Here is a 26,640-nt window from a genome sequence, read left to right on the forward strand (position 1 = left end):
CACGGATGGTGGCACGGTGAGGATCCTCGTCACCGGTGCCTCAGGCATGCTCGGTCGAACCGTCGCCGCGGCATTGATTGCCCGCAGTGCCCGGTTGCAGCGTCTTGACCGCATCTATACTTTCCAGCGCGGTCCCTCCGGTGTGCACGGGGCGGAGGACCGGCTGGGCTCTCTCACCGACCGGGACGCGGTTGAGCATGCCGTAGCCGGCGTGGACGCCGTCATCCATCTGGCAGCCAAGGTATCCTTCGCCGGCGCTCCGGAGGAGTTCGACGCCGTGAATATCGAGGGCACCCGGCTGCTGTTGGATGCCGCGGAAAAGGCTGGCGTGGCCGACGTCGTCTTCGTTTCCTCCCCCTCCGTCGCCCACCACGGGACTGCCATCATGGGCGACGGCGCCGCACCGGCCACACCGCAACTGGCGCGGGGCGATTATGCCCGGACCAAGGGCGAGGCCGAGCTGCTCGCCCTCGCCGCCGACCGTTCGGGATTCCGCGTTACCGCAATCCGTCCGCATATTGTGTGGGGTCCGGGCGACACCCAACTCGTAGAACGGGTGATCGCCCGCGCCAAGGCCGGACGGCTGCCGCTGCTGGACGCCGGAGCGGCGCTGATCGACACGACCTACGTGGACAATGCGGCCGACGCGATTATTGCCGGCCTTGAGCGGATGGATCACGCCCACGGCAAAGCCCTCGTCGTGACCAATGGGGAACCCCGTCCCGTCGGCGAACTGCTGGCCGGCATTTGCGCTGCGGGTGGTGCCCCACTGCCGCAACGGCGCGTTCCCGGTTGGCTGGCACGCTGGGCCGGAGCCGCCGTCGAACGCTTCTGGGCTGTCCGGCCAGGGGCCGATGAGCCGCCAATGACCCGTTTTCTAGCCGAACAACTCTCGACAGCGCATTGGTTCGACCAGCGGCAGACCCGCGGGATACTCGACTGGGAACCCAGGATCAGCGTAGATGAGGGGCTGTCCCGCCTGGCGGCCTACTATGGCGCGGCGGGAACAGCCCCTCGCATCCGGTAGCAGAGTGCCACCGGGGTATGGCCATGACCGGCCAGAGTCCTTATTTTCGCTGACTAAATCCCCTTTCGGGCTGCGAGGTTTGTCTGCTAACTAACCAGCTGGGACTTCTCGACGTTCAAGTGGACCGTATCGCCGTCGACCCGTTCCACCCGGTCGGCGCCGGCATAGCAGTCGGACTTGAACAGCCCCTTGCTGTCGATCTTGATGTAACCGACACGGAGCAGGCGTTCGGCATACTGCTGCGGAAGGTCCGGACCGCCGGAAATGGTCCGCGCCAAATCGTCGACGAGGCCGCCGCCGCTGTCCGGCGCCTGGCCTTCCGCGGTTACTGCTTGAGGGTCGCCGAGCTTGAACTCCTCAACCGTTCCAATCTCCTGGCCGGACTGGTCAAGTACCTTCATTCCTTCACGGACCTGTCCCATTGCGTCCATACTCTGCTCCCATCAGTCGGTCTGACTGTTCCGGCGCTGCGGACCGGCGAAGATGTTCGCCGCCGGCCCGCGCGCACGCGAAGGTTAGGTGCCCCTGCTACAGGCCGAATTTCTTTCCGACATCGCCGAGGCTGCCTGTGAGGTCCTGGGGATTGATGCCCAACTTCTCCAGCGTTCCCTGGTCCTTGTCGGTATCGACCTTGTCGGGCAACTCCTGGGTCGCTTGGTCGGCCTTCTGATCCTCACCACGGCTCTTTAGGAAATCGATGATCTGCTGCTTGTCGATCTGCATTTGCGTCTCCTTCATCTACGGTTGACGACCAGTGCGGTCGGACTTCAGCCCCAAGGCGCGGGCAATTCCGACGCTACTCCACCGATCTCCGTCTGTGAAGAGTCCTAAGCCGACTGACGGGTTTTGACAGCCTGTTACCAGCGGCCGTTGCGGGGCCGGGGCTGGCAGACCGGGCAGGTGTAGGAGGAGCGGTTCATGAAGATATCGCGCCGTATTTTTGTCTGCAGTCCGACGGCGGCGCAGCGTGGACACGCTTCACCTTCCCGCCCGTAGGCGTTCAGTGAGCGCTCAAAGTAGCCCGAGGCGCCATTGACGTTGACGTATAGCGAATCGAAACTGGTGCCGCCCGCCTCCAGTGCATGGAGCATTACCTGCCGGCAGGCCTCAATCAGGCTGGCGGTTTCGTTCCGGCGGATGGTGTCGGTGGCCCGGGCGTAATGAAGTTTAGCGGCCCAGAGTGCCTCGTCGGCATAAATGTTCCCGATGCCGGACACCAGGCCCTGGTCCAGCAGCGCACGCTTCAGCCCGGTCCGGCGCTTGCGCAGCCGCCGGTGGAATTCGTCGATGGAGAAGGCCGGATCCAGCGGGTCACGGGCGATATGGGCGGCCTCACGCGGTATCAGCGGCAGCGGTGTTTCCGACAGCCCACCCGGATGGCCGTCAGCCGTCGGAATCAGCTCGGCAAGGAAGACCCCTCCGAAAATGCGCTGGTCCACAAAGCGCAATTCATCCGGAAGATATCCGACGTCGGCGGCTTGCCGGGACAGCCGGAACCGCACCCTGAGATGCTTCTCATCCGGCGCAACCGTGTCCTCAATCAACAACTGCCCACTCATGCCCAGGTGTGCCATCAACGCAAACTGAGGAACGCCGTCGTCCTGCCCATCATCAGACAGCGGCAGCCAGAGGAATTTACCGCGCCGGACCGCATCGGTGACCGTCGTTCCGATGAGATTGCCGCGGAGGTCCTCAGCACCGAGGAGATGACGCCGGATGGAGCGCTCGTCCAGGACTTCGACGTCTTCAATGGAACGCCCCACCACCCAGGCGGCGAGGCCGCGCCGGACGACCTCAACTTCGGGAAGTTCAGGCACCGGATTCTTGGGCGTATTCGGAACTGCCGGAGGTGACCTGTCCGGATTCGGGGTCGGCAAACGGCCCTTGTGCGAAGTTGGGGGTATCGGGCGCTGGAATCCCGGACGCGGACAGCTTCTTCCACGCCTGGGCGGCGGCGTCCTTCTCTGCTTCCTTCTTGGAAGGGCCATTGCCGGTTCCGTATTCGACGGAGCCGATCAGCAGCTTCGCTTCATAGGTGCGCGCGTGATCGGGACCGAAGCCTTCGACGATGTATTCGACGGCGCCAAGATCCTCGGTGGCCGCGGTTTCCTGGACATTGGTCTTCCAGTCTGTGCCGGCGCCCAGCGCGGCAGCGTCCCCAAGCAGCGGACCGGTCAGGCGCATCACCAGCTGGCGGGCAACTTCGATGCCGCAGCTCAGGTAGGTGGCGCCAAAGATTGCCTCCATGGTGTCGGCAAGGATGGAGGACTTGTTTTTGCCGTTGGTCAGCTTCTCGCCCTGGCCCAGCAGGACGTAGTCGCCAAGCTTCAGGTCGCGGGCAATGCCGGCGAGGGCACGGGTGCTGACGACGGCGGCGCGCCGCTTGGCAAGGTCACCCTCAGGCAGATCCGGGTGGTCGCGGAAGAGCGAATCCGTGACGGCGTAACCCAGAATCGAGTCGCCCAGGAATTCGAGCCTCTCGTTCGTGGGCAGGCCACCGTTCTCATACGCGTAGGAACGGTGTGTGAGGGCAAGACGAAGCGTCCCGGCGTCAATATTGACACCGAGACGCTTCAGCAGGTCTTGTTCGTCAGCAGCCATGGCCAAGAGCAAGGTTTACATCCCCGCCACGTCGGATCGACGCTGCAGGGGCGGAAACCGTTCCTTAGACGTCGGCTACTTTGCGGCCCTTGTATTCAAGGAACAGCTCAGTACCGGCGGAGTCGGTGACGACCTTGGCCTGGTGCGGCAAGCTGTAGGTGACGCGGCCGTTCTCCACGGTCTTGACCAGATTGGGGGCAGAAGCCTTCCACTGGGACCGGCGGGCACGCGTATTCGAGCGGGACATCTTCCGCTTGGGAACAGCCACGGCTAACTCTCTTCTCTCTCGTCCAACACATTGTCGTTGTCTGCAGTCTCTGCAGTTTGGCCGGCCAACCCCTGAAGGGCCGCCCAGCGAGGATCCAGGACCTCGTGGTGGTGACCGGGGTCCTCCGCGAGGTGGATTCCACATTCGGAACACAGACCCTCACAGTCTTCCCGGCATACCGGCTGGAACGGCAGTGCGGTAACCACTGCGTCCCGCAACACCGGCTCAAGATCGATCATCTCGTTCTCAACCAGGCGTTGCTCTTCTTCGTCCTCAGCCTCAAGATCTTCCCGATCCTCATAGCTGAAGAGCTCCTGCACATCTACCTCAAGGTCGTACTCGAGAGGATCCAGGCACCGGCCGCATTCACCCATCACATCGACGGTTACGCTTCCGGAAACCAGAATTCCTTCGTGCACACCCTCAAGCCTCAGCTGAAGATCCATCCCGGATCCGGGCCGAACTCCAATGAGCGGGGTACCAAAGTCATCTGGTGCAGGTATATGTTCTTCCAGCGTCCGCATGCTGCCCGGGCTTCGCCCGAGGTCCTTGACGCTGTGCATCAAAGGCGACTTCAGCTCGCGCTGATTGGCAGTACTAATGAGAACTCCTGTAGAACAAATGACCGACGACCCAGTCTACAGTGCCCGAAGGTTCAGACTCAAACCAACACACATTGGTTCAGAAGGGGCGCCGGCGGCAGAATGCCACCGGCGCCCCGACCTATCAGTTCTACACAAACAAGGTCAGCCGAGATCAGGCCTCCGGGTCGAATCCGGCTGTTGAGTCGCATCTGGCTGTTGCTGCTTCGCCTGCAGCTTCGAGAGCGTCCGTGCGGCCGCGTCGCGGCCTCCGAGACCAAAGGCAAGAGCTGCCGCAATCGCAGCACCGACGACGATCGCCCCGAATGCGAGGTTGATTATCGAATCGGCGATTCCCATGTAGCTCAAACCCATGGCAGCGAACAGAGCGATCACGGAATACCTGACAATCTTTGAGACCGTTCCCGCTCCCATGAACCTGAAGAGGATCCGGGCAATCAGGAAGCCAGCGGCGATTATCACACCACCGAAGAGGACATTGCCAGCCAGGGTGAGAATCTCGTTGAGAATTTCCGTCACTTCGGCAAAGTTCAGTAGCCGCGCGGCCATGATGCCGAAGAAGATCATGATTGCTGCCTTGGCTATGGTGGTAATGATCGACGAAGCACTCTGGCCCTCGGGAACAATTCCCAATTTTCCAACAGCCTGGTCCGTTCCCACGCTGCGAAGCAGCCCCTCCAGAAGGGCGCCAATAAACTTTGCGATGACGTAGCCAATGGCGAGCAGGATGATGGCCGCAATAATCAGCGGGATGGCGTTCAGGATCAAGTTCAGCATATTAGTTGCTGGATCCGAGATGGCAGCAATACCGAGTATCTGCAAGGCGCTTATGCCAACGACAATGAGAATGATAGCGAACACCAGATTGCCGACAACTGATGCAACCTTGGCGTTGGTTTCACCGCGTTCGGCAGGATCTCCACTCGGATCATTATGCTTGAACCGGCTGGTGATCCGGCTGAGATCCACGGTATTGAGAGCAGCTTCTATCAGCTGACGGACGATCTTTGCGATCACGTAGCCAATGAAGAAAACAATTGCCGCGCCGATGATATTGGGCAGGTAGCCCATTATCGTCGCAAGGAGGTCCTGCACAGGCGCCAGGACTTCAGCCAATGCAAATACCTGCAGGATTGCCACGAGGCCAAACAGCCAGACGATGAGCGCCGCTATTGTTCCAAACGACTCGCCGATTTGCTTGCCATCCGCACCTTCGCGTTGCAGGAATTCAGCCTTACCGACCAGCTTGCCCATAGCCCACTTTACGATTTTTGCAAGGAGCCAAGTTAGGAGCAGGATGATCAGTGCGACGACCACCTTCTGCACTATCCCTGGCCAATCGAAACTTTGCAAGAAGTCCATTAGATTTCCTTACATGCTCATGATCTGAAAAACGGCTGGCCTCTTTACCAACTGTGAATCAGAACTTCGAACCTTTCGAATGGACCCAGCATAAGCCTACTTATCATTGGAATGACATACATTAGGGCGACTTTTCCCACGCTGTGATCATAAATAGGCCGCAGCATCATAATTCCTGCGGTCTGCCCGAAACGTTATTAGCCGTTCGTTTATGGCCACCCGGGTGCTATCGCGTTGTTCCCGGAATCGGCGCCAGACTTTTTTGGGGATTTATTGAAGCTGGCAGACCCATTCGACGCTTGAACCGTTCCGGTCACTGCGTGCCGTTCAGCCCCCTGTAGACAGCGCGGGGAACATAGTCCGAAATGTCTCCACCCAGACTTGCGACTTCCTTCAATAATGTCGACGAAAGGTGCGTGTAATGGCTGTCCCCCGCGAGGAAGACCGTCTCTACACCAGTTAACTGCCGATTCATCGCGGCCATGGGCACCTCGTAATTGTAATCAACAGCCGATCGCAGCCCCTTTACAATGACCCCTGCGCCGTGATCACGGCAAAATTCCGCCAGCAGTCCCTCCCCCATCGGTTCTACGGTTATCCCCCGCAATAGCGTCAGCGTTTCCCGAGCCATATCCATCCGCTCCTCAAGACTGAACCGCGGCTTCTTGGAGGGGTTCTTCGAAACGGCCACAATGACCTCGTCGAACAGACTGGAGGCTCGGGCTATCACTTCGACGTGGCCATTATGGAGAGGATCAAAGGAACCGGGGCAAACTGCGCGCATCATGCCAATAAATCTACACTTTTGGCGCATTGGCTTTCCAGACGCGCTGTATTGCGTCCGGCGACCGCCGACCCATAGCGATAAGCGGAATTGCTTTGGGAGCAGAATATGCTGGAACCTCAAGACCGGAAATACGCTTCGCTTATTCATCGCCAACCCACCCAATGAGTCAGCTGCAGACAAGCTATTATGCTCGTTCAGAGGTCCAGCACGATATAGACATTAAAGAGGTCGATATGCCCAAAGAGTCAGCCCACCCGTCGCCAGCCACCCGTGGACAACTGGCACCGTGGCAGCGCACGGCACAGGGCGCCAACCTGCTGGGCGCGGACGGCCACCTTGGGCTGACGATCTTCGAGGAAATCACGGCACTGGCGGTGAGGAACGAGGCGATCAATCTCGGGCAGGGATTTCCGGATGAGGACGGGCCCGCGGAGATTGCACAGGCGGCACGTGACGCGATTTCGAACGGCCACAACCAATACGCTCCCGGCAAGGGTGTGCCCGCCCTGCGCGAAGCCATCGCCGCGCATCAGGAACGGTTTTACGGTCTCACCCCGAACCCCGATACGGACATCATCGTCTCCACCGGCGCAACCGAAGGCATCGCGGCCACCCTGCTGGCGCTGACCGGACCGGGAGACGAAGTCCTGACCTTCGAGCCGTTCTACGACTCCTATGGCGCCGTCATCGGACTCTCCGGGGCCACCCACACCACCGTGCCGCTGCTCGCTCCGGAATTCGAACCGGATCCGGCGACCCTCGAAGCGGCCTTCAGCGACCGGACCCGCGTGGTGCTGGTCAATAATCCACACAATCCCACCGGTACGGTGTTCAGCCGGGAAACCCTGGCGAAGGTCATTGAGCTGGCGCAAAAGTACGACGCCGTCATCGTCACCGATGAGGTCTATGAGCACCTGACGTTCGGTGTTGCCCACACTCCGGTAGCCACGTTGCCCGGCGGCGCAGAGCGGACCATCACGATTTCCTCTGCCGGCAAAACCTTCTCCTTCACAGGCTGGAAGGTCGGCTGGCTCTCCGGTCCCGAAGAGCTGATCGCCCAGGTGCGTACCGTGAAGACCTTCATGAGCTACAGCTCCGGTACGCCGTTCCAGATGGCCATCGCCGAGGGGCTCGGCATGCCGGACGATTTCTACGCCGGAATCGCCGCGAAACTCGCCAGGAAGAAGGATGTCCTCAGCGACGGTCTGCGGGAAGCCGGCTTCGAGGTCTACAACCCACGCGGCACCTACTTCGTGATTGCCGACACCGCTCCCCTGCTCCGGAGCGGACGATTCACGGACGGCCTGGATCTTGCCCGGCAGCTGCCCGAACTTGTGGGCGTCGCGGCGATACCGGTTCCTGCGTTCTGCCATCCCGAGGGCGCCGAACGGAACAACTCCCTGCTCCGCTTCGCTTTCTGTAAATCCGATGACAAGCTCACCGAAGGTGCCCGCCGCCTGGCGCAGCTGCACGACGTCGTCAAATAGGCTCCGCCTACCACCTCTTCTGTTGCGTCGTTTGCATTGACGCCGTCCCGATCAGCGATCCGTCGCTGCGCGGCACCCGCAGGCGTATCGTGATGGATGAGGGCTAGTCTCCGTTCCTGCCATGATGATGGCCACCGGACGACGTCCGCAGGGCGGGGTTTGCGGAGCATGGCACCTGAAAGAAGGTCCAAGTGAAGAAGAATATCTTCGTGGTCGGGCTCGACGATCACAACCACACGGTACTTCGCGCATTGCCTGGTGCCGACCAGTATGACTTCCACCAGTTGCTCGTGCCCGAGGAACTGCAGGAAGGAACGATCTCAGTTCCCGATCTGCTGGACAAGGCCCAGCGCCAGCTTGATGCCTTTAACGGCCCCATTGATGCAATCGTGGGTTACTGGGACTTTCCGGTGAGCATGATGGTGCCGATCCTGTGCGATCGGAACGGGCTGCGATCGGCGGATCTCGAAGCCGTCGTCAAATGTGAGCACAAGTACTGGAGCCGTCTGGAACAGCAAAAGGTGATCGATGAGCACCCAGCCTTCGCTCTCCTCGACCTCGATGACGAGCACACCACCCTGCCGGACCATGTCTCCTACCCGGCGTGGATCAAGCCAATCAAGTCGCATTCGTCCGAAGGCGCCCACTACGTCGAGAACGATGAGCAGCTCCAAGCTGCCCTTGAGAAGGAACGCCAGGAGGTCGGCAGGCTCGGCGGCCCGTTCGGCGATATCCTCGCGATGCTTGATTTGCCGGCAGAAATCGCCGAAATCGGCGGCAGCGCCTGTCTCATTGAGGAGGCGGCCGTCGGCAACCAAGTCACCGTTGAGGGTTTCAGCCGCGGCGGGCGGATCGAAGTCTACGGTGTGATTGACTCGATCCCCTACCGGGAAGCTCCCAGCTTCCTTCGCTACCAGTACCCTTCCCGGCTTCCGGCACCCGTTAAGGAGTATATGGCCGAGGTCTCGCGCAAGGTGATCCTCGCCGTCGGCCTCACCAACAGCACCTTCAACATTGAATACTTCTGGAATCCGGAGAACGACCGCCTCAGGCTGCTGGAAGTTAATGCCCGTCACTCCCAGTCCCACGCCTCACTCTTTGAGATGGTCGACGGCGTGTCCAACCACAAGTGCATGGTCGACCTGGCCCTCGACCGCGACCCCGTTCTCACCCGTGATGAGGGGATGTATGGGCACGCGGCGAAGTGGTTTCTGCGGCGCTTCTCCGACGGCGTTGTGCACCGGGTGCCGGCCCCAGGGGAAATTGCGGAGCTCGAACAAAAGATTCCCGGCATCACAGTCGAGGTCACTGTCGATGAAGGGGAACGGCTCTCGGAGGGATTTGGCGAAGACAGCTACAGCTACGTCCTGGCACAGATTTTCATCGGGGGGCGCGACGAAGCTGAACTGATAGAGAAGTACGACCAATGTGTAAAGGCCCTCAAATTTGAGATCGAGGACCGCCAGGAAGGAGCCTGATGCGTGCTGTCACCTCTTTGCCGCACGATGTCGAGGAGACCGAACACTTGTGGATTCCTATGTCCGATGGGACCCGGCTTGCCGCACGGCTGTGGCGGCCGGTCTCCGCTGATGATGAACCCGTCCCGGGTGTGCTGGAGATGATTCCGTACCGCAAGCGGGATCTCACAGCGCAGCGGGATTCCATCCACCACCCGTATATGGCCGGATACGGTTATGCCTGCCTGCGCGTTGACCTCCGTGGGAGCGGCGACTCCGAGGGGGTGCTTACCGACGAATATCTCGAGCAGGAACTGCAGGACGCCGAGGAGGTTCTCGAGTGGATGGGTGAGCAGCCGTGGTGCAATGGACGCTCCGGAATGATGGGCATCTCCTGGGGAGGGTTCAATGCCCTGCAGGTCGCCGCCCGCAGACCACCGGGCCTGGGCGCGATCATCACCGTCTGCTCCTCCGACGACCGCTACGCCGACGACGTGCACTACATGGGTGGTTGCCTGCTCAGCGACAACTTGTCCTGGGCGTCGACGATGTTCGCCTACAACTCGTGTCCGCCGGATCCTGCAATTGTCGGTGAGCGGTGGCGGGAGCTCTGGATGGACCGGCTCGAGCACAGCGGGCTCTGGCTCGAAGAGTGGCTGCGGCACCAGCGCCGCGACGAGTACTGGCAGCACGGTTCGATCAATGAGGACTACTCGGACATCGAATGCCCGGTGTTCGCGGTGAGCGGGTGGGCCGACGGATACTCCAATGCAGTGTTCAGAATGCTGGCAGGTCTGGACGTACCAACCCGGGGCCTGATCGGGCCATGGAGCCACAAGTACCCGCACATGGGCCAGCCCGGACCACCCATCGGGTTCCTGCAGGAGTGCGTTGCCTGGTGGGATCACTGGCTCAAGGACAAGAGTGACAACGGCGCGGTGGACGGGCCGGACCTGAGCATTTGGATGCAGGACTCGGTGGAACCTTCGACCACCTACAAGCACCGGCCGGGCCGGTGGGTTGGCGAGCCGAGCTGGCCCAGCCCGCGCATCATCGAAACCCGGTATCCGCTGGGACGTCACCGGATCGGTGAGCCGGACTCGGAGATGCACAGCCCCGCGCTGACCGTGCAGTCGCCATTGTCGGTCGGCCAGTTCGCGGGAAAATGGTGCTCCTACAACGCGCCTCCGGATATGCCCTTCGACCAGCGCGAGGAGGACGGCGGCTCGATGGTGTTCGACAGCGACCGGCTGCCCGAGCGCCTGGAGTTACTGGGGGCGCCGACGGTGGAGCTCACACTCTCCGCAGACCGGCCGATAGCCATGGTGGCCGTGCGGCTCTCGGACGTAGCCCCCGACGACCAGACGACCCGGGTCAGCTATGGCCTCTACAACTTGACCCACTACAAGGGCTCAGACAATCCCCGGCCGCTGGAGCCGGGAGAACCTCAGACCGTCAAGGTTCAGCTCAACGGCATGGCGCAGTCCTTCCCCGCTGGCCACCGCCTGCGGTTGGCGCTGTCGACGTCGTACTGGCCGGTGGTCTGGCCATCACCGGAACCGGTACGGCTCACGGTGCACCCGGAGAAAAGCGTCCTCGTGCTGCCTGTGCGTCCCGCAACTGCCGACGACGACGGCCCCGTTCCCTCGTTTGGCGAACCGGAAGGAGCCCCGCCCATCCCGGTGACCCAGATCCAGCCCGGCGAGCACGATTGGAACGTCTCGCGTAATCTGGTCGACCTCACCGGACAGCTGCAGGTGGTCAAGGATCTGGGGGTAGTCCGGTTCGACGACATTGATCTCGCCGTCACCCGCCGGGCCTACGAGAAGTACAGCTTCGCCACCAGGGACGCCAACTCGGTTTGCGGCGAGACCGACTGGACCATGGGATTCGAGCGCGGGGACTGGCGAGTAAAAATCACGACGAAGACCGTGTTGACCTCGACCCCGACGGACTTCCATGTGGATGCGGAACTGGATGCCTACGAGGGTGGACGACGGGTGGTTTCCAAGAACTGGACCACCACCATCCCCCGTGACTTTATCTGACTCGGGCGCCCGGTATGTGAATAGGACCGTGGCGCCGATGTCGGTCTAGGCTATGTGGCATGCCGGATCTGCTGTCCTTTATTGCCGTGTGTCTGGTAATTATTGTCGTCCCCGGCCCCGACTTCGCGCTGACATTGCGCAACACCGCCCAAGGCGGGCGATCTGCAGCGGTTGCCACAGCAGCCGGCGTCATGACCGGAAACCTGATACTCGCCTCCCTCGCCGTCGCGGGTTTGACAGCGATCCTGCGCACATCGGAAACCGCCTATATGGTGCTCACCCTGGCTGGCGGAGCGTACCTGCTCTATCTCGGCATCACCTCGCTCATCGGCTGGTGGCAGCTGCGCACCGGTACCGTCCGGGCGAGGCAGGAATCCGCTGGCCCACGCAGAGGTGCACACTACCGGCAAGGAATGATCTGCAACCTTTCCAACCCCAAAGTGGCCGTCTTCTACCTCGCACTTCTGCCCCAGTTTCAGCTCGGAGAACTGACCGGATTGTGGAACAACATCGCCCTGGCCGCCGTCTTCCTCGGCCTGTCTGTTATTTGGTATGTCGCCCTCTGCTCCGCCATCGGAGTATGGGAGCGATTGTTTCAACGCCCGCGAGTCCGTCAGTTCGTCGCTGCAGCGAGTGGACTGGTGCTGGTTGCCTTGGGAGCGGCAGCTCTCGCCGGCAGCACGGCGGGCTGATCCAATGCGTTCGCAGGTTCCACGGCCGGCTGACCCAATCGTATCCTTCGGCAGTACGCTTAGCGGATGAATCCCAGCCGCCTTCTCCGCGTCTCGGGCATGCATGCGACCATCGATGAGGATGCGTTCACTCCAGGTGCATACATCCTCAGCATCGGCGGCGCCCAGCAGTCGCACGTCAACCTCGCCCATCCGGAATCGGTGTTCTACGAGTATCTGCGCCGAATTGCCAACGTGGTGGACCTTGTGGCACCGGAGAATCAGCCCATACGTGCCCTGCATTTGGGAGCCGGCGCGCTGACGCTCGCCCGCTACATCGCTGTGACCCGGCCAGGCTCGATCCAGCACGCCGTCGAGCACGAACGTGAGTTGCTGGACTTTGTCCTCCGCCACCTTCCATTGCCCGCCGGAACGGACCTTACGAACCAAATTGGCGATGCCCGCGAAGCCCTCGCAAAATTCGACGGCGGCGCGTTTCCCGGCAGCGCATTCGACAGCGACGGGCTCGACAAAGACGGGTGCGGCGCGTTCGACGTCGTCGTGCTTGATGTCTTTGCCGGTCCGGATTCCGCGCCGCACCTCACGGAACCGTCCTTTTACAGTGAAGCCGCCAACCTGTTGTCGGAGCGCGGCGTGCTCCTGGTGAATGTGGGTGACGACCCGCCACTGGCATTCGCCCGCAGCCAGATCCGGGCCCTTGATCAGGTAATGGACGACGTCGCTGCGTTGGCTGAGGAGGCTATGTTCAGCGGCCGCTACCCCGGAAATATCGTGCTGGTCGGACTGAACCGGCCATGGACGGCGGAATGGACCGAGCGCTTGTTGGATGCCGGACCACATCCTGCCGGAGTGAAAACCGGCCCGGAATTGGATCCGCTCCGTTAGAGAAGTGTCCATCATCGCCGGTATGTCAATCGGATGATGAAGCTTTTGCAGCCGCAAGACATGAGAATTTGGGTGTAGGCATGGTTCTACCCTGTGGCTGGTAGTGGGAGACTCGTTTGGTGGTGGCCGGTTGTGTGGGGGCGCCGGTCGAAGTAGTGATTCCGTAAGGGTTTTTGGTAGGGGTCGACGTATTGGGGTGGGATGAACCAGGGGACCCCGTTTTCGACGTGGATCCGCCATTTTTCCTTGTGTATCAGGTGGTGGTGGAACGAACATGCCAGAACACCGTTGTCGGTGCTGGTGGCACCGTTTTTGGACCAGTAGTCGATGTGGTGTGCTTCGCACCAGGAGGCGGGCATGTAGCAGCCGGGGAACGCGCAGCCGCCGTCGCGGGCGACGAGTGCTTTACGCAGGTGTGGCGGGAAGAGCCGTTGACCGGGGCCGGCGTCGAGGATCCGGCCTTCGGTGCTGAGGACGACGGGCATGATCTCCGCGTCGCAGGCGAGTTTGCGGATGTTCTGCGCGGTGACCGGACCCGTGTATGTGTACGAACCCGTGCCGGAGTCAAGGTCGAGGTCGTTGATCAGGTCCTGGTAGTCGATCACGGCCATTACCTGCGGCCGGTGCCCGCCCGTGGCAGGCATCCCACCGGCGGCGAGAGCGGCTTTACAGGCGGCGACGAGACCATCGAGCAGTTTCTGCGGCCGCGACCGGCCATCCACCACACCCGCATCAGCACCGGTTGCAGCTTCGCCAGCCCGGCTGGCATCTGCTGGGTCGGGGTCCTCGGTGCCGCAGCCGCGGGCACGCGGATTCGCGGCGGTATTGACCGTGGTGATCAGATGTTCGTATTGGTCGTCGGTGGCGAAGATCTCCAAATGATGCAGACCCGCCCGTTTGGCGCGGGTGAAGATCCCCTGCCGGTGCCGCAGCACGTCCTCGGTGGGTTCCGCGCCGTCCTGGTCGATGTGGTTCATCCACCTCGCCGCGGCGATATTGACGAAGTCGGGGTCCTGTTCCGCGGCGGTCGCCGTCAGCGACTCCTCCATCCGCACCAGGGTGGCAGGATCGGCCAACGGCTTAGCCTTCCGCAGCACCGTCGTCACCGCGACCGCTGCCCTGGTGGAGACGTCCCCGTCGGCCATCGCCTCAGCCAAATGTTCATGCACCGGCGGAACCGGTGCCCCCGTCATCCCCGTAGTAGGCAGCAGGGTCGCGGCGAGCCGGACGCGTTTAGCCGCTTCGCCGCGGCCGATCCGCAGCGCGGCGCGGAGGTAGTCGGCGGTATGCCGGTATTCCTGCTGCACCTTCCCATCCGCACTCACCCAAGACGTGGTTTTGCCCTCGGATTCGGCGTCGGAGCGGACTTGTTCGAGCCGGCCGGCCGCGACGACCTGCAAATGCTCCACGGTCCGGGAGAGTTCCTCCACCCGGTGCGCGAACAACGCAGCCTCACCAGCCTCCACCACACCGGCGGTGCCCGCAGCCGCCTGATGCGAGAGCACCCGCAACTCATCCGCCATCGTCTCCAACGCAGCAGAACCAGAGCCGGCGGCGGTGCCGGATCCGGTACTGTAACCTGCTGCGTTCTTCATGCCACCAACGCTACGACCCGCCACCGACAGTATTCGAATATCTGGATGGATACGTATCACGAAACGATAACGAACTGACCGTTAATACGCTGCCCACCGATGATGGAGTCACCATTCCTCAGGTTCCGCGCAGTCAAGTATGCGACGTCGACGCCGATCTGGATGCCAGCCTGGCCACGAGGCCGGCCGAGCCCATCGCCGAAAGGCTGGCCGCGTGCATCGGCGAAGGGCTGGCTTCCGTGAGGCGGCTTTAATAATTCGTGAGGAACGAGCGGATTTTCGTTGCCGCCGGCGGAAGCCACCCGAAGGCCACGGACGACCGCGACAGCCATCAAGGGCCCGGGTATAGTGTGTCCGACGGCGATGGATCCCGCCGGAGCCCCTGTATTGGAGCTCGAACCGCCGAGTGGCTGATGGTTCCTGCCTTGCAAACAGAGGTAGGTGAGCTATGCCCGGAAGATCCGGTCCAGTAATTCTGCTCGTCATCGCCGGCGGATCCTTGGGCACCCTCGCCCGGTATGGCGTTGATCTGGTAATGCCTTCACCCGGCGGTTGGCCGCTGTCGACGCTAACCGTAAATATTGTCGGTGCGTTCGCGCTCGGCATGCTGGTCGAAGCCCTTGTCCGCCGCGGCACTGACAGTGGCCGGCGGCGGACTGTACGGCTGATGGCCGGGACGGGGTTTCTAGGGGCGTTCACCACCTACAGTGCGCTAACCCTCGAAGCAGTGCAACAATTCCTGGACGGCCAGACCGCAGTGGCAACACTTTACCTGGCCGTGAGTCTCGTCGGCGGCGTTCTGGCAAGCTGGGCCGGGATCTGGCTGGGACACGCCCGGTATCGAAAGGGCACACCGTGATCATTGTCTTCATGGCGCTGGCCGGTGGCCTTGGAGCCGGCGCAAGGTTCGTGGTCGACGGCGTCGCCGGCTCCAAATTCCGTACGGCGATGCCTTTGGGAACCATTCTGATCAACATCAGCGGCTCACTGCTCCTGGGGCTGCTCGTGGGTCTGGCCGCATCCTTAACAGTGCCGGCCAGCTTGGAGCTAATCGTGGGCGTCGGATTTCTGGGCGGCTACACCACTTTCAGCACGACCAATCTCGAAACCGTCCGACTGATCCAGAACCGCCGTCCCGTGCTCGCCCTGCTCAATGCTCTCGGAACGATGCTTGTCGCGGTGCCGGCCGCTGCTGCCGGGCTCTGGCTCGGTCAGCTCGCATAGAAGGGCACGCTATCAAGGAAACGGCAGGTCGCTGTTCAGGAAACGAAGCAGAGCGTCGTTAATTTCCGGTGCATGCGTCCAGAGCATCCCGTGTGGCGCGCCCTCGATTTCGACGTACTTCGCGATCGGCAGCGCCTTGGCGAATTCCCGTCCGGTTGAGTCGATGGGCAGGATATTGTCGGCCGTTCCGTGCACGATCATCGCTGGAATATCGATCCTGGCGACATCCTCGCGGAAGTCGGTGAGCCAGGTTGCCTGCGCCGCCACCATGGCATGCGCGCCGGCGCCGGCAGCAACCGTCCAGTGTGCCCGCAGCGCCTCCTCGCTGAGCCGGTTGCCGAGGAACTCGTCGGTATTGAAAAAGTTCATGAAGAAGTCCGTCAGGAACGCGTAGCGGTCGGCTGCCACGGCGGCATGCAACCCATCAAAGACCTCCTGCGGGACGCCGGCCGGATTGTTTTCGGTCTGCAGCAGGAACGGCTCGAGCGATCCGAGGAAGACGGCCTTGTCCACCCGTTTCGAACCGTAGGTGCCCAGATACCGGCCCACCTCTCCGGTTCCCATTGAGAATCCGACGAGGACGACGTCGTCCAGTTCCAGTGTCTCCAGGAGGATATTCAGGTCGCTGGCGAAGGTGTCGTAGTCGTATCCGGTCGTCGGCTGGCTGGACCTGCCGAAGCCGCGACGGTCGTAGGTAATCACCCGGTAACCGGCGTCGAGCAGTGCCAATGTCTGCCGCTCCCAGGAGGCGCCACTGAGCGGGTACCCATGGATCAGGACGACGGGCTGTCCGGCCCCGTGGTCCTCAAAGTAAAGCTCGATGGGTGTGGTGTTCTCGGTCCCAACACTGAGATGCGCCATGGTCGTTCCCTTCTACTTCTTCCGGCCGGGCAGGAACTCCTGCGCCTTGACTTTGATGCCGTGTTTAAGCACCCCGAGGACGTCCTCGTCACCCTTGATCATCGCCTCGGCAGACTGTTTCGCCTGCGCAAAGGTCGCATGCGGCGGGATCGGTGGTACATCCGGGTCCACCCGCACATCGAGCACGGTCGGGCGGTTTGCGGCGAGAGCCCGCTCCCACGCCTCGCCAATCCGCGAGGGATCATCCACATAAATCCCCTGCAGACCAATGCTTTCGGCAAAATCAGAGTAGGAAATGTCCGGCAGCATCTGCGACTCGGTGAATTTTGGGGACCCGCCCATCGCGCGCAGCTCCCAAGTCACCTGGTTTAGATCATCGTTGTGCAGCACCGCCACGATCAGCCGCGGGTCAGCCCATTCTTCCCAGTACCGCCTGATGGTGATGAGCTCCGCGAGCCCGTTCATCTGCATCGCCCCGTCGCCGGCAAGTGCGATGGCGGGACGTTCCGGGCAGCCGAATTTCGCACCGATGGCGTAGGGTACGGCAGGCCCCATGGTGGCCAGCGTGCCGGATAAGGATCCCCGCATCCGGCCGTGGAATTTCAGGTTACGGGCGTACCAGTTCGCCGCGGAACCCGAATCCGCGGTGACGATGGCGTCGTCGGGCAGTCTGCTGGAAAGTTCGGAGAACAGCCGCATCGGATTAATCGGATTGGCGTCCACCATCGCTTCCTGCTGCATGGTTTCCCACCACTGCGTGACGTTGCTTTCGATCCCCTCGCGCCAGCTGCGGTCCTGTTTGCGCTGCAACTGTGGAATCAGCGCGCGCAGAGCGGAGGCGGCGTCGCTGACAATATTGACTTCATATGGATAGCGCATGCCGATTTGTTTGGCATCGATATCGATCTGCACGCCGCGTGCCTGGTCGTACTCGGGCAGGAACTGCGAGTACGGAAAGCTCGACCCAACCGTGAGCAGCGTGTCGCATTCCATCATCATCTCGTAGCTCGGACGGGTCCCCAGCAGTCCGATCGAACCGGTCACGAACGGCAGCTCGTCGGAGAGAACGTCCTTGCCGAGCAGCGCCTTCGCGACGCCGGCGCCGAGCAGATCGGCGACCTGCTCCACTTCCCGTTCCGCACCGCGCGCTCCGTTCCCGATCAGCAGCGCCACCTTGGAACCGGCGTTCAGGGCCTCGGCAGCCCGGCCGATGGCGCCGTCGTCGGGCTTAATTTCCGGCCATTCGGTGCCAAGGCTGGAGGGCACCATCTTGAAGGCGTGCGCCGGCGGACTGTATTCCATTTCCTGCAAATCGGCGGGCACGATGACGGCAGTCGGAGCGCGCCCGGCCATCGCCACCCGGATGGCCCGGTCCAGGACATTGGGCAGCTGTTCGGGCATAGTCACCATCTGGACATAGTCGCTGGCCACATCTTTATAGAGACTGAGCAGGTCGATTTCCTGCTGATAGGAGCCGCCCATCGCCGTGCGCGCGGTCTGGCCGACAATGGCGACGACGGGAACGTGGTCCAGCTTCGCGTCGTAAAGTCCGTTCAGCAGATGCACCGCTCCCGGTCCGGAGGTGGCCATGCAGACGCCCAAGCGGCCGGTGAATTTGGCATAGCCGACGGCCTCGAATGCCGACATCTCTTCATGCCGCGCCTGAATGAATTGTGGCTCGTTATCCGACCGGCCGAAGGCGCCGATGATGCCGTTGATCCCGTCGCCCGGGTAGCCGAAAACATGCTCCACGTCCCACTGCCGCAGGCGGTCCAGAATATAGTCAGCCACCAACATTGACGCCACGGCTCCTCCTCGCAGGTTCCCGGCTGCGGAACACCGAACGTGCCCGCGACCCGATAATCAGTATGCTTACAGCCTATGTAGGAGCGGAGGACATGCGCAATGAAGTATCGCCATTGACCGGCACCCGTGCCGGGCGTAACGTCACATTCGAGACTACGAAGCAGCCTTACTGAACGCGTCATGACCGCTCACAGGCCCGCAGCTACCTCCCGGGCCGATCACCGAAAGGATGTTGGTTACCGTGAAGGCATGGAGAAGCTGGCAGAACTGGGTTGCGGTTGTGGCAGGGCTCTACGCGGCCCTCTCCCCCATCTGGACACCGACGGGAAGGATCGGCGCGATGGCGTTGATCAGTGCCGGACTCATGATCGTGGCGGCGGGCATTCTTTCCCTCGGCACACCGATCGTGATGATCATGAATTGGACACAAGCAGCGCTCGGATTCGCTCTGTTCATCTCCCCCTGGGTGCTGATGTACGCGGGTTCGCTGGGAGCCGCTTTCACCGCCTGGATCGTTGGATTGATCGTCATTGTGGTCGGCGGACTTGCTTCGATGAGATCGATGAAAATGCGCAACCGCGAGGCGGAGATCCATAACCCGAACTACGACGCGCTGTAGTCCCTGCGGAAGCATCCGGGCATAGCGAGCGCCTGCAGGCAAAGACCGGCCGCGGGACGGATCAGTCCAACAATTCGAATTACGACGGCGGCCTCGGCCCCGGCTAAGTCCGCTCACCACAGGTGTTCGCTACGCTTGGGTAATGAGCCGCATCATCGCAGGAGCCGCCGGCGGGACGAGGTTGTTTTCAGTTCCGGGCGACGGCACGCGCCCGACGACGGACCGGGTGAAGGAGGCTCTGTTCTCCCGGCTCGAGTCGTACAACGTCATTTCCGATGCGCGCGTACTGGACTTGTTCTCCGGATCCGGCTCGCTCGGGGTCGAGAGTGCGAGCCGCGGTGCGCATCTTGCCCACCTCGTCGAGATGGATGCCCGTGCCGCCGACGTGTGCCAGCGGAATGCGGACATCGTCAACAAGGTTCTGGGCAGTTCGGTCGTGAAGGTCCACCGGACCAAGGTGGAATCGTTCCTGCAGCGTGAAAGCGCCGGCGGTTGGAATCTGGTGTTTATCGACCCGCCGTACGGTCTGTCGCAAAGCAAACTCGGGCACATTCTGGAGTATCTGGTGCCGCATCTGGCCGAGGAGTCGGTGGTCGTCGTCGAACGTTCCGCCCGCAGCGCTGAACCCGGCTGGCCGGATGGTCTGGAGTGGTTCTCCTCAAAAAAGTATGGCGAAACCCAGCTTTGGTTCGCTGAGCCGGCCTACTAGATCCGTTCCACCTGGCAATCGGGGTGAGCCATTGCTATGGCCGGGGTCCTTCGGCTCCCGAACCCGGGGTGCCACCGTTGCCGCTGCCGCTGTTTCCAGCCCTGTTTCCGTTCCGTTCGGCCCGTTCCTCGGCCCGTTCGGCGGCTTCCTCTGCCGCCTCCTCGGCCTGCTCGCGTTGTTCCTCGAGTTCCTCTTCCGACTGCCCCGGCGGCTGCACGGGGCCCTCCGGCTGCTCCGGCTGCCCCGGCTGCTCCTCTGGCTGCGACGGCTGACCGGGCTGCGCCGGCTGCCCCTGCTGCTCTTCCTGTAACTCTTCCTGCTGTTCTTCCTGCTGCTCCTGCTGTTCTTCCGTCTGTTCCTGCTGCAGCTTTTCCTGCTCGCGCTGCTGACGTTCCTGTTCCTTCTGCCGTTCCTTCTCCACCTTCTGCTGATTGTCGAAGGTATCGTCGACGTCCGGCGGATGCACTTCCGTTTCCGGCGCTGGTACGTCCGATCCGCCGCCCGGAGGTTGTTGAGCCGGTGGCTCCGGAGCCGGCGCCGGTGCGGGCGCCTGCGGAGCTTGATTGTCGGAGGAATGGTCCGGCGACTTTTCCTCTTTCTTCCGCTCATCAGTGATTTTCGCCTTGAGATCGGACTGTACGACGACGATGGCGCCTTCGATCTGTTGACGCCGGTCTTCCGTAACCAAGCCTTCCGAAGCCACCGATTCGAGGGTCTCTTCCAGCCGCTGAAGTGCGTTCATGGCCCGGGGATACTGTTCATCCGCGGAAAGCTGAGTCACCACCTGGACGGCCGCCTGAAGTTGGTTGGCCGCCTCGGAACCGTAGTTGCCTGATGAGCTGCAGCCGGACAGGAATCCGACACTGAGCACTCCAACCGCTGCGCCATGCAGCAGACGCTTGTCCAGTTTCATCACGGAGCCACGCTTTCCTGCAGGTCTTCCAGATGTTGGCCAAGCTCGCCGGGAACCGATGGGTAATCAACGGGTTCGACGCCAGTTGGCCCCAGCAGCAGCATGGTCACCACGACCGCAGCGGCGGCCACGACAGCCACCACGAACACGAGCAGCACCCATTGCAGCGCACTGAGGCCACCGCCCTTCCGCCGTCGTCGATTGGACGGTTCCTGGTCCTCGCGTTCCTCCGGCAGATCGAGTTGCCGGCCAGACCGGGCCGATGATGAAGCCGCACTATCGACCTGCTCCATCCCGGCGGCCGGCGTGACCGGCAGGGGCGACGTCGTCGGGCCGTAATTGACCGGGTGGGTGTCCGGACCAGCCGGCTCCGACGACGGGTAGAGCCCGGTTGCTGCGGCAGATTGCATCGCTTCGGTCGACGTTCCCTGATTACCGGCGCGCCAGCCGCCGAGTGCGCCCGCTGCCGGCCCGGAGCGCAGGGCGGCGGCGACCTCGTCGGAGGAGGGACGGTCGGCAGGATTGCGTGCCGTCATGGCGGTGAGCAGTTCCACCCAGCCGCGCCCCAGCGACGCCGGAATTTCCGGATCACGGTGCACGCGGGCCGCGGCCGATGCGACGGCCGGACCGGGGAATGCCACCCGTCCGGTGAGGCATTCCAACAGCACCAGTCCGAGCGAGTAGACGTCACAGGCAGGAGTAATGGCCAGCCCCTGCGCTTGCTCGGGGCTGAAGTAAGTGGCTGTGCCCATGGACTGGCCGGTCGCCGTCAGGCGTGCGCTGTCGACCAATCGCGCAATGCCGAAGTCCGTGAGTTTGGGGTGGCCGATCCGGTGCCGGCTGTCGCCTCCACCAAGAAGGATGTTGGCCGGCTTCACATCGCGGTGGACGATTCCCTCGCCGTGGATATAGGCCAGCGCATCAGCCAGGCCCGCGCCCATCGTCGCGACCTCTTCCTGGCTGAGCTTGGACTCTTCGCCCAGCTCAGAACGACGCCGGAGCCGGTGCAGATCCGTACCGCGCACCAGCTCCATCACGAGGTAGGTCCGCGGTTCCAAGGTACTGGTGTCGGTGCCGGCGTCGAACACTATGACAAGATTCGGATGATTCAGGCTTGCCAGCACCCGGACTTCACCCTGCTGGCGGTTGATTTCGTCCGCATCCGTGGCGTCGGAATGGAACAGCTTGATGGCTACTTCCCGGCCCAGGGCCTCGTCCCGCGCCTGGTACACGCTCGCCATGCCGCCTTGGCCGATCCGCTGGCCGAGCCGGTACCGGTCAGCCAGTACGTAACCGTCCGCTCCCCCGGGCCGCCGCGGTGGGCGTGGCGGGCGCGGTGAGGCGCCGGCAGGTTCATCGGCCGACTTACCGGCAACGGTAGCAACGCCTGCGGCACCGGCACCGAAATCGGCACCGGCATCGGCGCCTGCATCGGGAAGGTCATCATGGCTGGGCAGGTCATCATGGAGGCCCGCACGCAGTTCCTCGACGTCGGCCGCCTCTGTGGGCGTGCCGGCGTCCAGTTGCGAGGTTGCCTGTTTCCCCCGGTATCCGTCAGCGGTGTCCGTGCCTGCACGGCCCCGCTTATTCCCCTCGGTGTCCATTTTCAAAGTCTAGCGACTGGAGGTTAGAGAAACATTAGAGTTTGTCAATCCGTTACTTCGCCGACACCTGTGCTGATGACCTCGACGCCGGCGGACCGGTAACGCTGCAGCACGCCGTCGTCGTCGGCATTGGTTATCAGCGTCCAGCCCTCGGGAAGAGGCGCCCACGCCGGCACTGATCCGCGGGCCAGTTTGGTCGCGTCGGCCAGTACGACGACGCGGCGGGCCCGGCGGGCTGCGGTCTCCTTCACCTGTGCTTCCGCCAGGGTCGGTTCGCCAACGCCGTCGTACGGATCGAGCGCGTCCACGGCGAGGAATGCGACGTCGGCCAGGCAGCGGTTGAGCCCATAATCCGTCAGCGGCCCCACCAGGCCGTGGCTTTTCCGGGCGACCCGCCCGCCGATGATGATCACCTCGAGATCGGCGTCCCCCGCCAGCTGGAGGGCAGCGTCGAGGCCACGGGTCAGTACTGTGAGCCCGCCGCGGCCAGGCAGATGTCCGGCCAGCTGCGCGCAGGTCGAACCGGCGTCGAGGAAGATGGTTCCGCCGTCGGGGACCAGTTCCGCCGCGCGCGCCCCGATGGCCGCCTTGGCTTCCCGTTCGACGTAGAGACGTTCACTTAGGTCCCGCTCCCGGAAGGTTCCGCCCGTGGTGGCGCCGCCGTAGGTGCGGGTCAGCACCCCGGTTTTGTCCAGCCGGGCAAGATCGCGGCGGACCGTTGAGGCGGAAATGCCAAGTTGGCCGGAGAGGTCGTGCACATTGGTTTTACCCGAGCGCACAAGGGCCAGCAGCCGTTCATGCCGGTCGCGGGTGCCCTTGCGCAGCTCGGGTGCCACCTCCAACGCCGCTGTCAGCCCAGAATGATGTTGGCGATGAACAGCAGCGGAATGGAGCCGGCCCAGACCGCCGTCGTAATCCCGGACCAGCCCTTCAGCGCCGCGGTGCCTTCGATCCCGGTAAAGCGGGTGACCACCCAGAAGTAGGAGTCATTGAAGTAGCTGAACACCATGGAACCGGCGGTGCAGGCCAGGGCGGCGATCAGCGGGTCGACGCCGAGGGACGTCACCAGTGGAGCGGTGACGGAAGCGGCGGTGATCATGGCGACCGTTCCCGAGCCCTGCGCAACGCGGACCAGCGTGGCGATCAGGAACGGAACCAGGAACGCCGGGAGGTTGGTGGCGGCGATCGCTTCGGCCAGCGCGTCACCAACACCGGAGTCGCGCAATACCTGTCCCAGGGCGCCGCCGGCACCGGTGATCAGCAGGATCAGACCGGCAGAGGCAGCGGCATCGGCAAACCAGCCCTGGACCTTGGTGCGCGGCGTCCACCGCGGCAACAGAATGTAGACAGACAGCAGAACACCGATGACCAGTGCGACGACGGGGTTCCCGATGAAAGCGAAGGGGACAGCCCAGGCCGATGGGGTGTACTCGTCGGCCCCGATGACACCCTGATTGGACTGATCGACGGCGGCGGTGACCGTGTTCAGGATGATGAGCAGCAGCGGAATCACCAGCGGCAGTGACCCGACCAACGCTCCGACCCGGTGTGGTTTGGCACCTTCGGGCGGGGTACCGAGATCGTAACCCGCTTCCTCCGCAGGCTCGACGTCCCTGGCATTCGATGTGACCACATCGTCGTCGTCGGCGAAGGTGGTGCCGGCTGTCCCCGAACCGGAGCCATGGCGGCCGGCCAGCGCGGCGCTCCCGTATACGGCCTCGCGGATTTCTTCAGAGACAGACGATTCCAGTTTCGGTCCCATCCACTTGGCATAGAACACGACGATGGGAAGCAAGATCACGGTGAAGGCGAGGCCGGCGAGGATCAATGCGCCCAGGTCGGCACCGAGAATACCAGCGACAGCGAGCGGACCGGGTGTCGGGGGCACAAGGTGGTGCGTCAGGGTCATACCGCAGCCCAGCGCCAGCGCGAGGGTGACGTATCCTGCCTTCTTCACCCGCGCGATCGAGCGGGCCAGCGGGTTCATGATCACATACCCGGAGTCGCAGAACACCGGGATCGATACCAGAGCGCCAACGCTGCCCATCGCCCACGGCTCGCGTCCCTTGCCGAAGGCCTTCAGGAACGCGAGCGCCAGGGCGTTGGCCGCGCCGGAGACTTCGAGGATCTTACCGATTCCGACGCCCAGACCGATGACGATTCCGATAGAGGCGAGCGTGTTGCCGAATCCGGTGGTGATGGAACCGACAATTTCGAGTGCCGGCTGTCCGGCGACTGCGCCTGTGACCAGCGCGGCAATGAGCAACGCCACGAAGGCGTCCAGACGGGTCCGCAGCACGAGGACAATGATTGTCGTGATGCCCAGAACCAGTGCCAGCAAGAGTTGTATATCCACGGCGGGGATTCCCCTTCTCAAAGGAACGAGGCCCGGGCAGCGTCGTCCGGACAGTTCCCAGCATGGACTATGCCATTGCGCGTATCAAGCATGTTGAAGGTATTTATTGCGCAATGCATGCATTTCCCGTCTCAGGCGACACGGCTGCCCTTGATGGTGGGGCCGTAGCCGCTGAGGACCGGGCGGGCAGGCAAATCTTACGATCCGGTGACGATAGGATTTTCTCCGCGTGTCGGGGGTGTCTTAAGTGACTCTGGGCAGCAGACTCTTGCTATGAAGGATCGAGTCGGTGGACCCCGTCCCGGCTATGGCGGTCGGGAATACTTACCAGCAGCCATTGTACTGTTTGGCGTCTGTGTGTTTTGGGTCGTGGGCATTCTGGGCGGGCTACGTGTGCTCCATTCTCCTGAACCAGCGTTGACCGTGTTGATATGGCTTTACGTGATGCTTGCAGCCGTCGCACTTTCAATCGTGGCCGCTGCCCTGGCGATCATCGACATTATGCGCAGACTCCGCCGGCGTCGCCGGCAGGAAGCCGCGGAGCAGCAGTACTTCCAGCGCACTGTTCTTTCACCTTCAGCTCAACCGCGGATGCGCGAAAATTCTCCGCCAAACACAGCTGCCCCTTCCCAAAGGGATCCGCAGCCGCCGGTGCGGCAACCTTCTGTGCAGCAACCCAAACGCGAGCCCTCCGGGCGGCCGGTACGGGGGGAATCCTCCGTCCAGCCGCCGCGGAGGGACTCGTACGCGCAAAAGGACAATCTCCACTCACGCACGGGTTAACCCCACTTCTACATTTGCGTAAAGTTCGCCGTAGCCGGATCGGCCGTCACCCGGTTACCGGATTCCAGCTGGCCAACAGCTTCGATTTCCTCCGGGCTGAGCTGAATATCCGCCGCCTCCAGATTCTCCTTCATCCGTGCCGGTTGGACCGTCTTGGGAATGACGATGTTGCCCTGATGCAGGTTCCACGCCAGTACAATCTGTCCGGCCGTGGCGTTGTGCTTGGTCGCAATATCCCGTACAACCGGGTCGGTCAGATCAGAGCCCTGGCCCAGGGGGCTGTAGGCTTCAACCGCTATGCCGAGCGAGCGGCTCTTTTCCGCCGCAGCCGTCTGCTGCAGGGTCGGGTGCAGTTCAATCTGGTTCACGGCCGGGACAATCTCGGTGGCCTCCCGCAGAGTGTCCAGATGCTCCGGCAGGAAGTTCGAGACGCCGATGGCACGCGCGCCGCCCTCGGCGTAGATCTTCTCGAACGCCTTCCATGCCTCGACGAACAATCCCTGATCCGGGGCGGGCCAGTGAATCAGGTACAGGTCAACCTGGTCGACGCCGAGTGCCCGCAGGCTGTTGTCGAACGCCTCAAGCGGCTTGTCCTGTTCACCGTTACGCAGTTTGGTGGTGATGAAGATTTCGTCGCGTGAGAGACCCGAGGCGGCGATGGCAGCGCCGACGCCGGACTCGTTCCGGTAGGCGGCAGCAGTGTCGATGTGGCGGTATCCCGCCGTCAGGGCAGCCTCCACCGACTCCTGGGTTTCGGCCGGCGGCACCTGGAACACGCCATAGCCGATCTGGGGAATGTTGACACCGTTATTCAATGACACGTTTGGCACGTTGGCCATAATCAGTCTCCTTATCGTTTGGGCGGTACAAGGGCGGCAACACCGCCGGTGCTTAAAATAGTCCGCAGTGCTGGAGTTGGTTCCGCTCCCACCCTTCCAGATTTTACGCAGACCC

At 62.6% G+C, this 26,640-nt stretch carries 27 protein-coding genes and 1 riboswitch; of the genes, 10 read left to right on the forward strand and 17 right to left on the reverse strand.

Features of this window, described 5'->3' with window-relative positions; all coding sequences use genetic code 11:
• The first annotated feature begins 16 nt into the window (after positions 1-16).
• Entirely contained in the window at positions 17-1,027 is a 1,011-nt protein-coding gene (locus ACX80B_RS00755) for an NAD-dependent epimerase/dehydratase family protein (protein WP_459292031.1), read from the forward strand.
• An 86-nt stretch (positions 1,028-1,113) separates the two neighbouring features.
• On the opposite strand, the gene ACX80B_RS00760 is transcribed toward ACX80B_RS00755, so the two are convergent.
• The 8 genes from ACX80B_RS00760 to coaD all read right to left on the reverse strand — a co-directional run bounded on the left by ACX80B_RS00760 (position 1,114) and on the right by coaD (position 6,647).
• The gene (locus tag ACX80B_RS00760; protein WP_459292033.1) at positions 1,114-1,458 is read right to left on the reverse strand and encodes a hypothetical protein; all 345 of its coding nucleotides are present in this window, start codon (positions 1,456-1,458) and stop codon (positions 1,114-1,116) included.
• Between the two features lie 97 nt (positions 1,459-1,555).
• Entirely contained in the window at positions 1,556-1,750 is a 195-nt protein-coding gene (locus ACX80B_RS00765) for a hypothetical protein (RefSeq protein WP_459292035.1), read from the reverse strand.
• A gap of 134 nt (positions 1,751-1,884) precedes the next feature.
• The gene (gene mutM, locus ACX80B_RS00770; protein WP_459292037.1) at positions 1,885-2,844 is read right to left on the reverse strand and encodes a bifunctional DNA-formamidopyrimidine glycosylase/DNA-(apurinic or apyrimidinic site) lyase; all 960 of its coding nucleotides are present in this window, start codon (positions 2,842-2,844) and stop codon (positions 1,885-1,887) included.
• Positions 2,837-3,628 carry a ribonuclease III gene (gene rnc, locus ACX80B_RS00775; protein ID WP_459292039.1) on the reverse strand — a complete coding sequence of 264 codons (792 nt, stop codon included), beginning with the start codon at positions 3,626-3,628 and terminating at the stop codon, positions 2,837-2,839. The genes mutM and rnc overlap by 8 nt, the downstream gene beginning before the upstream one ends.
• A gap of 64 nt (positions 3,629-3,692) precedes the next feature.
• Positions 3,693-3,896, reverse strand: a complete 204-nt coding sequence (gene rpmF, locus ACX80B_RS00780) for a 50S ribosomal protein L32 (protein WP_287902373.1) — start codon at positions 3,894-3,896, stop codon at positions 3,693-3,695.
• Between the two features lie 2 nt (positions 3,897-3,898).
• Positions 3,899-4,459 (reverse strand): YceD family protein, encoded by a 561-nt coding sequence (locus ACX80B_RS00785; RefSeq protein WP_459292041.1) that lies wholly within the window; start codon positions 4,457-4,459, stop codon positions 3,899-3,901.
• A gap of 183 nt (positions 4,460-4,642) precedes the next feature.
• On the reverse strand, positions 4,643-5,860 hold the full coding sequence (locus tag ACX80B_RS00790; RefSeq protein WP_459292043.1) for a mechanosensitive ion channel: 1,218 nt from the start codon (positions 5,858-5,860) through the stop codon (positions 4,643-4,645).
• Between the two features lie 313 nt (positions 5,861-6,173).
• Complete coding sequence (gene coaD, locus ACX80B_RS00795; protein WP_459292044.1) at positions 6,174-6,647, reverse strand: pantetheine-phosphate adenylyltransferase; 474 nt, start codon at positions 6,645-6,647, stop codon at positions 6,174-6,176.
• 233 nt (positions 6,648-6,880) lie between these two features.
• On the opposite strand from coaD, the gene ACX80B_RS00800 reads away from it, so the two are divergent.
• The 5 genes from ACX80B_RS00800 to ACX80B_RS00820 all read left to right on the forward strand — a co-directional run bounded on the left by ACX80B_RS00800 (position 6,881) and on the right by ACX80B_RS00820 (position 13,216).
• Positions 6,881-8,134 carry an aminotransferase class I/II-fold pyridoxal phosphate-dependent enzyme gene (locus ACX80B_RS00800; protein ID WP_459292046.1) on the forward strand — a complete coding sequence of 418 codons (1,254 nt, stop codon included), beginning with the start codon at positions 6,881-6,883 and terminating at the stop codon, positions 8,132-8,134.
• A 191-nt stretch (positions 8,135-8,325) separates the two neighbouring features.
• Positions 8,326-9,612 carry an ATP-grasp domain-containing protein gene (locus tag ACX80B_RS00805; RefSeq protein WP_459292048.1) on the forward strand — a complete coding sequence of 429 codons (1,287 nt, stop codon included), beginning with the start codon at positions 8,326-8,328 and terminating at the stop codon, positions 9,610-9,612.
• On the forward strand, positions 9,612-11,639 hold the full coding sequence (locus ACX80B_RS00810; RefSeq protein ID WP_459292050.1) for a CocE/NonD family hydrolase: 2,028 nt from the start codon (positions 9,612-9,614) through the stop codon (positions 11,637-11,639). Before ACX80B_RS00805 ends, ACX80B_RS00810 begins: the two co-directional genes overlap by 1 nt.
• A gap of 59 nt (positions 11,640-11,698) precedes the next feature.
• Positions 11,699-12,331: a LysE family translocator gene (locus ACX80B_RS00815; RefSeq protein WP_459292052.1), complete on the forward strand. Its 633-nt coding sequence runs from the start codon at positions 11,699-11,701 to the stop codon at positions 12,329-12,331.
• A gap of 66 nt (positions 12,332-12,397) precedes the next feature.
• Positions 12,398-13,216: a spermidine synthase gene (locus ACX80B_RS00820; protein WP_459292054.1), complete on the forward strand. Its 819-nt coding sequence runs from the start codon at positions 12,398-12,400 to the stop codon at positions 13,214-13,216.
• Between the two features lie 86 nt (positions 13,217-13,302).
• On the opposite strand, the gene ACX80B_RS00825 is transcribed toward ACX80B_RS00820, so the two are convergent.
• Together ACX80B_RS00825 and ACX80B_RS00830 are read right to left on the reverse strand one after the other, a co-directional pair.
• On the reverse strand, positions 13,303-14,811 hold the full coding sequence (locus ACX80B_RS00825; RefSeq protein ID WP_459292056.1) for an HNH endonuclease signature motif containing protein: 1,509 nt from the start codon (positions 14,809-14,811) through the stop codon (positions 13,303-13,305).
• Between the two features lie 56 nt (positions 14,812-14,867).
• Positions 14,868-15,146 carry a hypothetical protein gene (locus tag ACX80B_RS00830; RefSeq protein WP_459292058.1) on the reverse strand — a complete coding sequence of 93 codons (279 nt, stop codon included), beginning with the start codon at positions 15,144-15,146 and terminating at the stop codon, positions 14,868-14,870.
• A 15-nt stretch (positions 15,147-15,161) separates the two neighbouring features.
• Positions 15,162-15,241: riboswitch (Fluoride riboswitch) on the forward strand.
• 18 nt (positions 15,242-15,259) lie between these two features.
• Between ACX80B_RS00830 and ACX80B_RS00835 the strand changes: the two genes are divergently transcribed.
• A complete protein-coding gene (locus ACX80B_RS00835) occupies positions 15,260-15,670 on the forward strand; it encodes a fluoride efflux transporter FluC (protein WP_459292060.1) in 411 nt (136 codons plus the stop codon).
• Entirely contained in the window at positions 15,667-16,035 is a 369-nt protein-coding gene (gene crcB, locus ACX80B_RS00840) for a fluoride efflux transporter CrcB (protein ID WP_459292062.1), read from the forward strand. Before ACX80B_RS00835 ends, crcB begins: the two co-directional genes overlap by 4 nt.
• 12 nt (positions 16,036-16,047) lie before the next feature.
• Here the strand turns inward: crcB and ACX80B_RS00845 are convergent, their stop codons facing one another.
• Both ACX80B_RS00845 and ACX80B_RS00850 read right to left on the reverse strand, forming a co-directional pair.
• Positions 16,048-16,896: an alpha/beta fold hydrolase gene (locus ACX80B_RS00845; protein WP_459292064.1), complete on the reverse strand. Its 849-nt coding sequence runs from the start codon at positions 16,894-16,896 to the stop codon at positions 16,048-16,050.
• A 12-nt stretch (positions 16,897-16,908) separates the two neighbouring features.
• Entirely contained in the window at positions 16,909-18,693 is a 1,785-nt protein-coding gene (locus ACX80B_RS00850) for a thiamine pyrophosphate-requiring protein (RefSeq protein WP_459292837.1), read from the reverse strand.
• A 250-nt stretch (positions 18,694-18,943) separates the two neighbouring features.
• On the opposite strand from ACX80B_RS00850, the gene ACX80B_RS00855 reads away from it, so the two are divergent.
• Positions 18,944-19,321, forward strand: a complete 378-nt coding sequence (locus ACX80B_RS00855) for an SPW repeat protein (RefSeq protein WP_459292066.1) — start codon at positions 18,944-18,946, stop codon at positions 19,319-19,321.
• A 142-nt stretch (positions 19,322-19,463) separates the two neighbouring features.
• Complete coding sequence (rsmD, locus tag ACX80B_RS00860; RefSeq protein ID WP_459292068.1) at positions 19,464-20,030, forward strand: 16S rRNA (guanine(966)-N(2))-methyltransferase RsmD; 567 nt, start codon at positions 19,464-19,466, stop codon at positions 20,028-20,030.
• A gap of 34 nt (positions 20,031-20,064) precedes the next feature.
• On the opposite strand, the gene ACX80B_RS00865 is transcribed toward rsmD, so the two are convergent.
• The 5 genes from ACX80B_RS00865 to ACX80B_RS00885 form a co-directional block, all read right to left on the reverse strand.
• Positions 20,065-20,946, reverse strand: a complete 882-nt coding sequence (locus ACX80B_RS00865; RefSeq protein WP_459292070.1) for a hypothetical protein — start codon at positions 20,944-20,946, stop codon at positions 20,065-20,067.
• The gene (locus tag ACX80B_RS00870; protein ID WP_459292072.1) at positions 20,943-22,547 is read right to left on the reverse strand and encodes a serine/threonine-protein kinase; all 1,605 of its coding nucleotides are present in this window, start codon (positions 22,545-22,547) and stop codon (positions 20,943-20,945) included. The genes ACX80B_RS00865 and ACX80B_RS00870 overlap by 4 nt, the downstream gene beginning before the upstream one ends.
• Positions 22,548-22,591: 44 nt before the next feature.
• Complete coding sequence (locus ACX80B_RS00875; protein ID WP_459292074.1) at positions 22,592-23,383, reverse strand: DeoR/GlpR family DNA-binding transcription regulator; 792 nt, start codon at positions 23,381-23,383, stop codon at positions 22,592-22,594.
• Positions 23,384-23,397: 14 nt separating this feature from the next.
• Positions 23,398-24,903: a GntP family permease gene (locus ACX80B_RS00880; RefSeq protein WP_459292076.1), complete on the reverse strand. Its 1,506-nt coding sequence runs from the start codon at positions 24,901-24,903 to the stop codon at positions 23,398-23,400.
• Positions 24,904-25,694: 791 nt separating this feature from the next.
• Positions 25,695-26,525: an aldo/keto reductase gene (locus tag ACX80B_RS00885; RefSeq protein ID WP_459292078.1), complete on the reverse strand. Its 831-nt coding sequence runs from the start codon at positions 26,523-26,525 to the stop codon at positions 25,695-25,697.
• Positions 26,526-26,640 lie beyond the last annotated feature (115 nt).

Source organism: Arthrobacter monumenti, from assembly GCF_054511255.1.

What these genes read in the sequence shown, in the direction of transcription:
- rnc (WP_459292039.1), bottom strand. Translation starts at nt 3,628, where the DNA reads ATGGCTGCTGACGAACAAGACCTGCTGAAGCGTCTCGGTGTCAATATT.
- ACX80B_RS00885 (WP_459292078.1), bottom strand. Translation starts at nt 26,525, where the DNA reads ATGGCCAACGTGCCAAACGTGTCATTGAATAACGGTGTCAACATTCCC.
- ACX80B_RS00810 (WP_459292050.1), top strand. Translation starts at nt 9,612, where the DNA reads ATGCGTGCTGTCACCTCTTTGCCGCACGATGTCGAGGAGACCGAACAC.
- ACX80B_RS00825 (WP_459292056.1), bottom strand. Translation starts at nt 14,811, where the DNA reads ATGAAGAACGCAGCAGGTTACAGTACCGGATCCGGCACCGCCGCCGGC.
- ACX80B_RS00785 (WP_459292041.1), bottom strand. Translation starts at nt 4,459, where the DNA reads ATGCACAGCGTCAAGGACCTCGGGCGAAGCCCGGGCAGCATGCGGACG.
- ACX80B_RS00845 (WP_459292064.1), bottom strand. Translation starts at nt 16,896, where the DNA reads ATGGCGCATCTCAGTGTTGGGACCGAGAACACCACACCCATCGAGCTT.
- ACX80B_RS00815 (WP_459292052.1), top strand. Translation starts at nt 11,699, where the DNA reads ATGCCGGATCTGCTGTCCTTTATTGCCGTGTGTCTGGTAATTATTGTC.
- ACX80B_RS00790 (WP_459292043.1), bottom strand. Translation starts at nt 5,860, where the DNA reads ATGGACTTCTTGCAAAGTTTCGATTGGCCAGGGATAGTGCAGAAGGTG.
- ACX80B_RS00800 (WP_459292046.1), top strand. Translation starts at nt 6,881, where the DNA reads ATGCCCAAAGAGTCAGCCCACCCGTCGCCAGCCACCCGTGGACAACTG.
- ACX80B_RS00760 (WP_459292033.1), bottom strand. Translation starts at nt 1,458, where the DNA reads ATGGACGCAATGGGACAGGTCCGTGAAGGAATGAAGGTACTTGACCAG.
- ACX80B_RS00835 (WP_459292060.1), top strand. Translation starts at nt 15,260, where the DNA reads ATGCCCGGAAGATCCGGTCCAGTAATTCTGCTCGTCATCGCCGGCGGA.
- ACX80B_RS00870 (WP_459292072.1), bottom strand. Translation starts at nt 22,547, where the DNA reads ATGGACACCGAGGGGAATAAGCGGGGCCGTGCAGGCACGGACACCGCT.
- coaD (WP_459292044.1), bottom strand. Translation starts at nt 6,647, where the DNA reads ATGATGCGCGCAGTTTGCCCCGGTTCCTTTGATCCTCTCCATAATGGC.
- ACX80B_RS00765 (WP_459292035.1), bottom strand. Translation starts at nt 1,750, where the DNA reads ATGCAGATCGACAAGCAGCAGATCATCGATTTCCTAAAGAGCCGTGGT.
- ACX80B_RS00850 (WP_459292837.1), bottom strand. Translation starts at nt 18,693, where the DNA reads ATGTTGGTGGCTGACTATATTCTGGACCGCCTGCGGCAGTGGGACGTG.
- rsmD (WP_459292068.1), top strand. Translation starts at nt 19,464, where the DNA reads ATGAGCCGCATCATCGCAGGAGCCGCCGGCGGGACGAGGTTGTTTTCA.
- ACX80B_RS00820 (WP_459292054.1), top strand. Translation starts at nt 12,398, where the DNA reads ATGAATCCCAGCCGCCTTCTCCGCGTCTCGGGCATGCATGCGACCATC.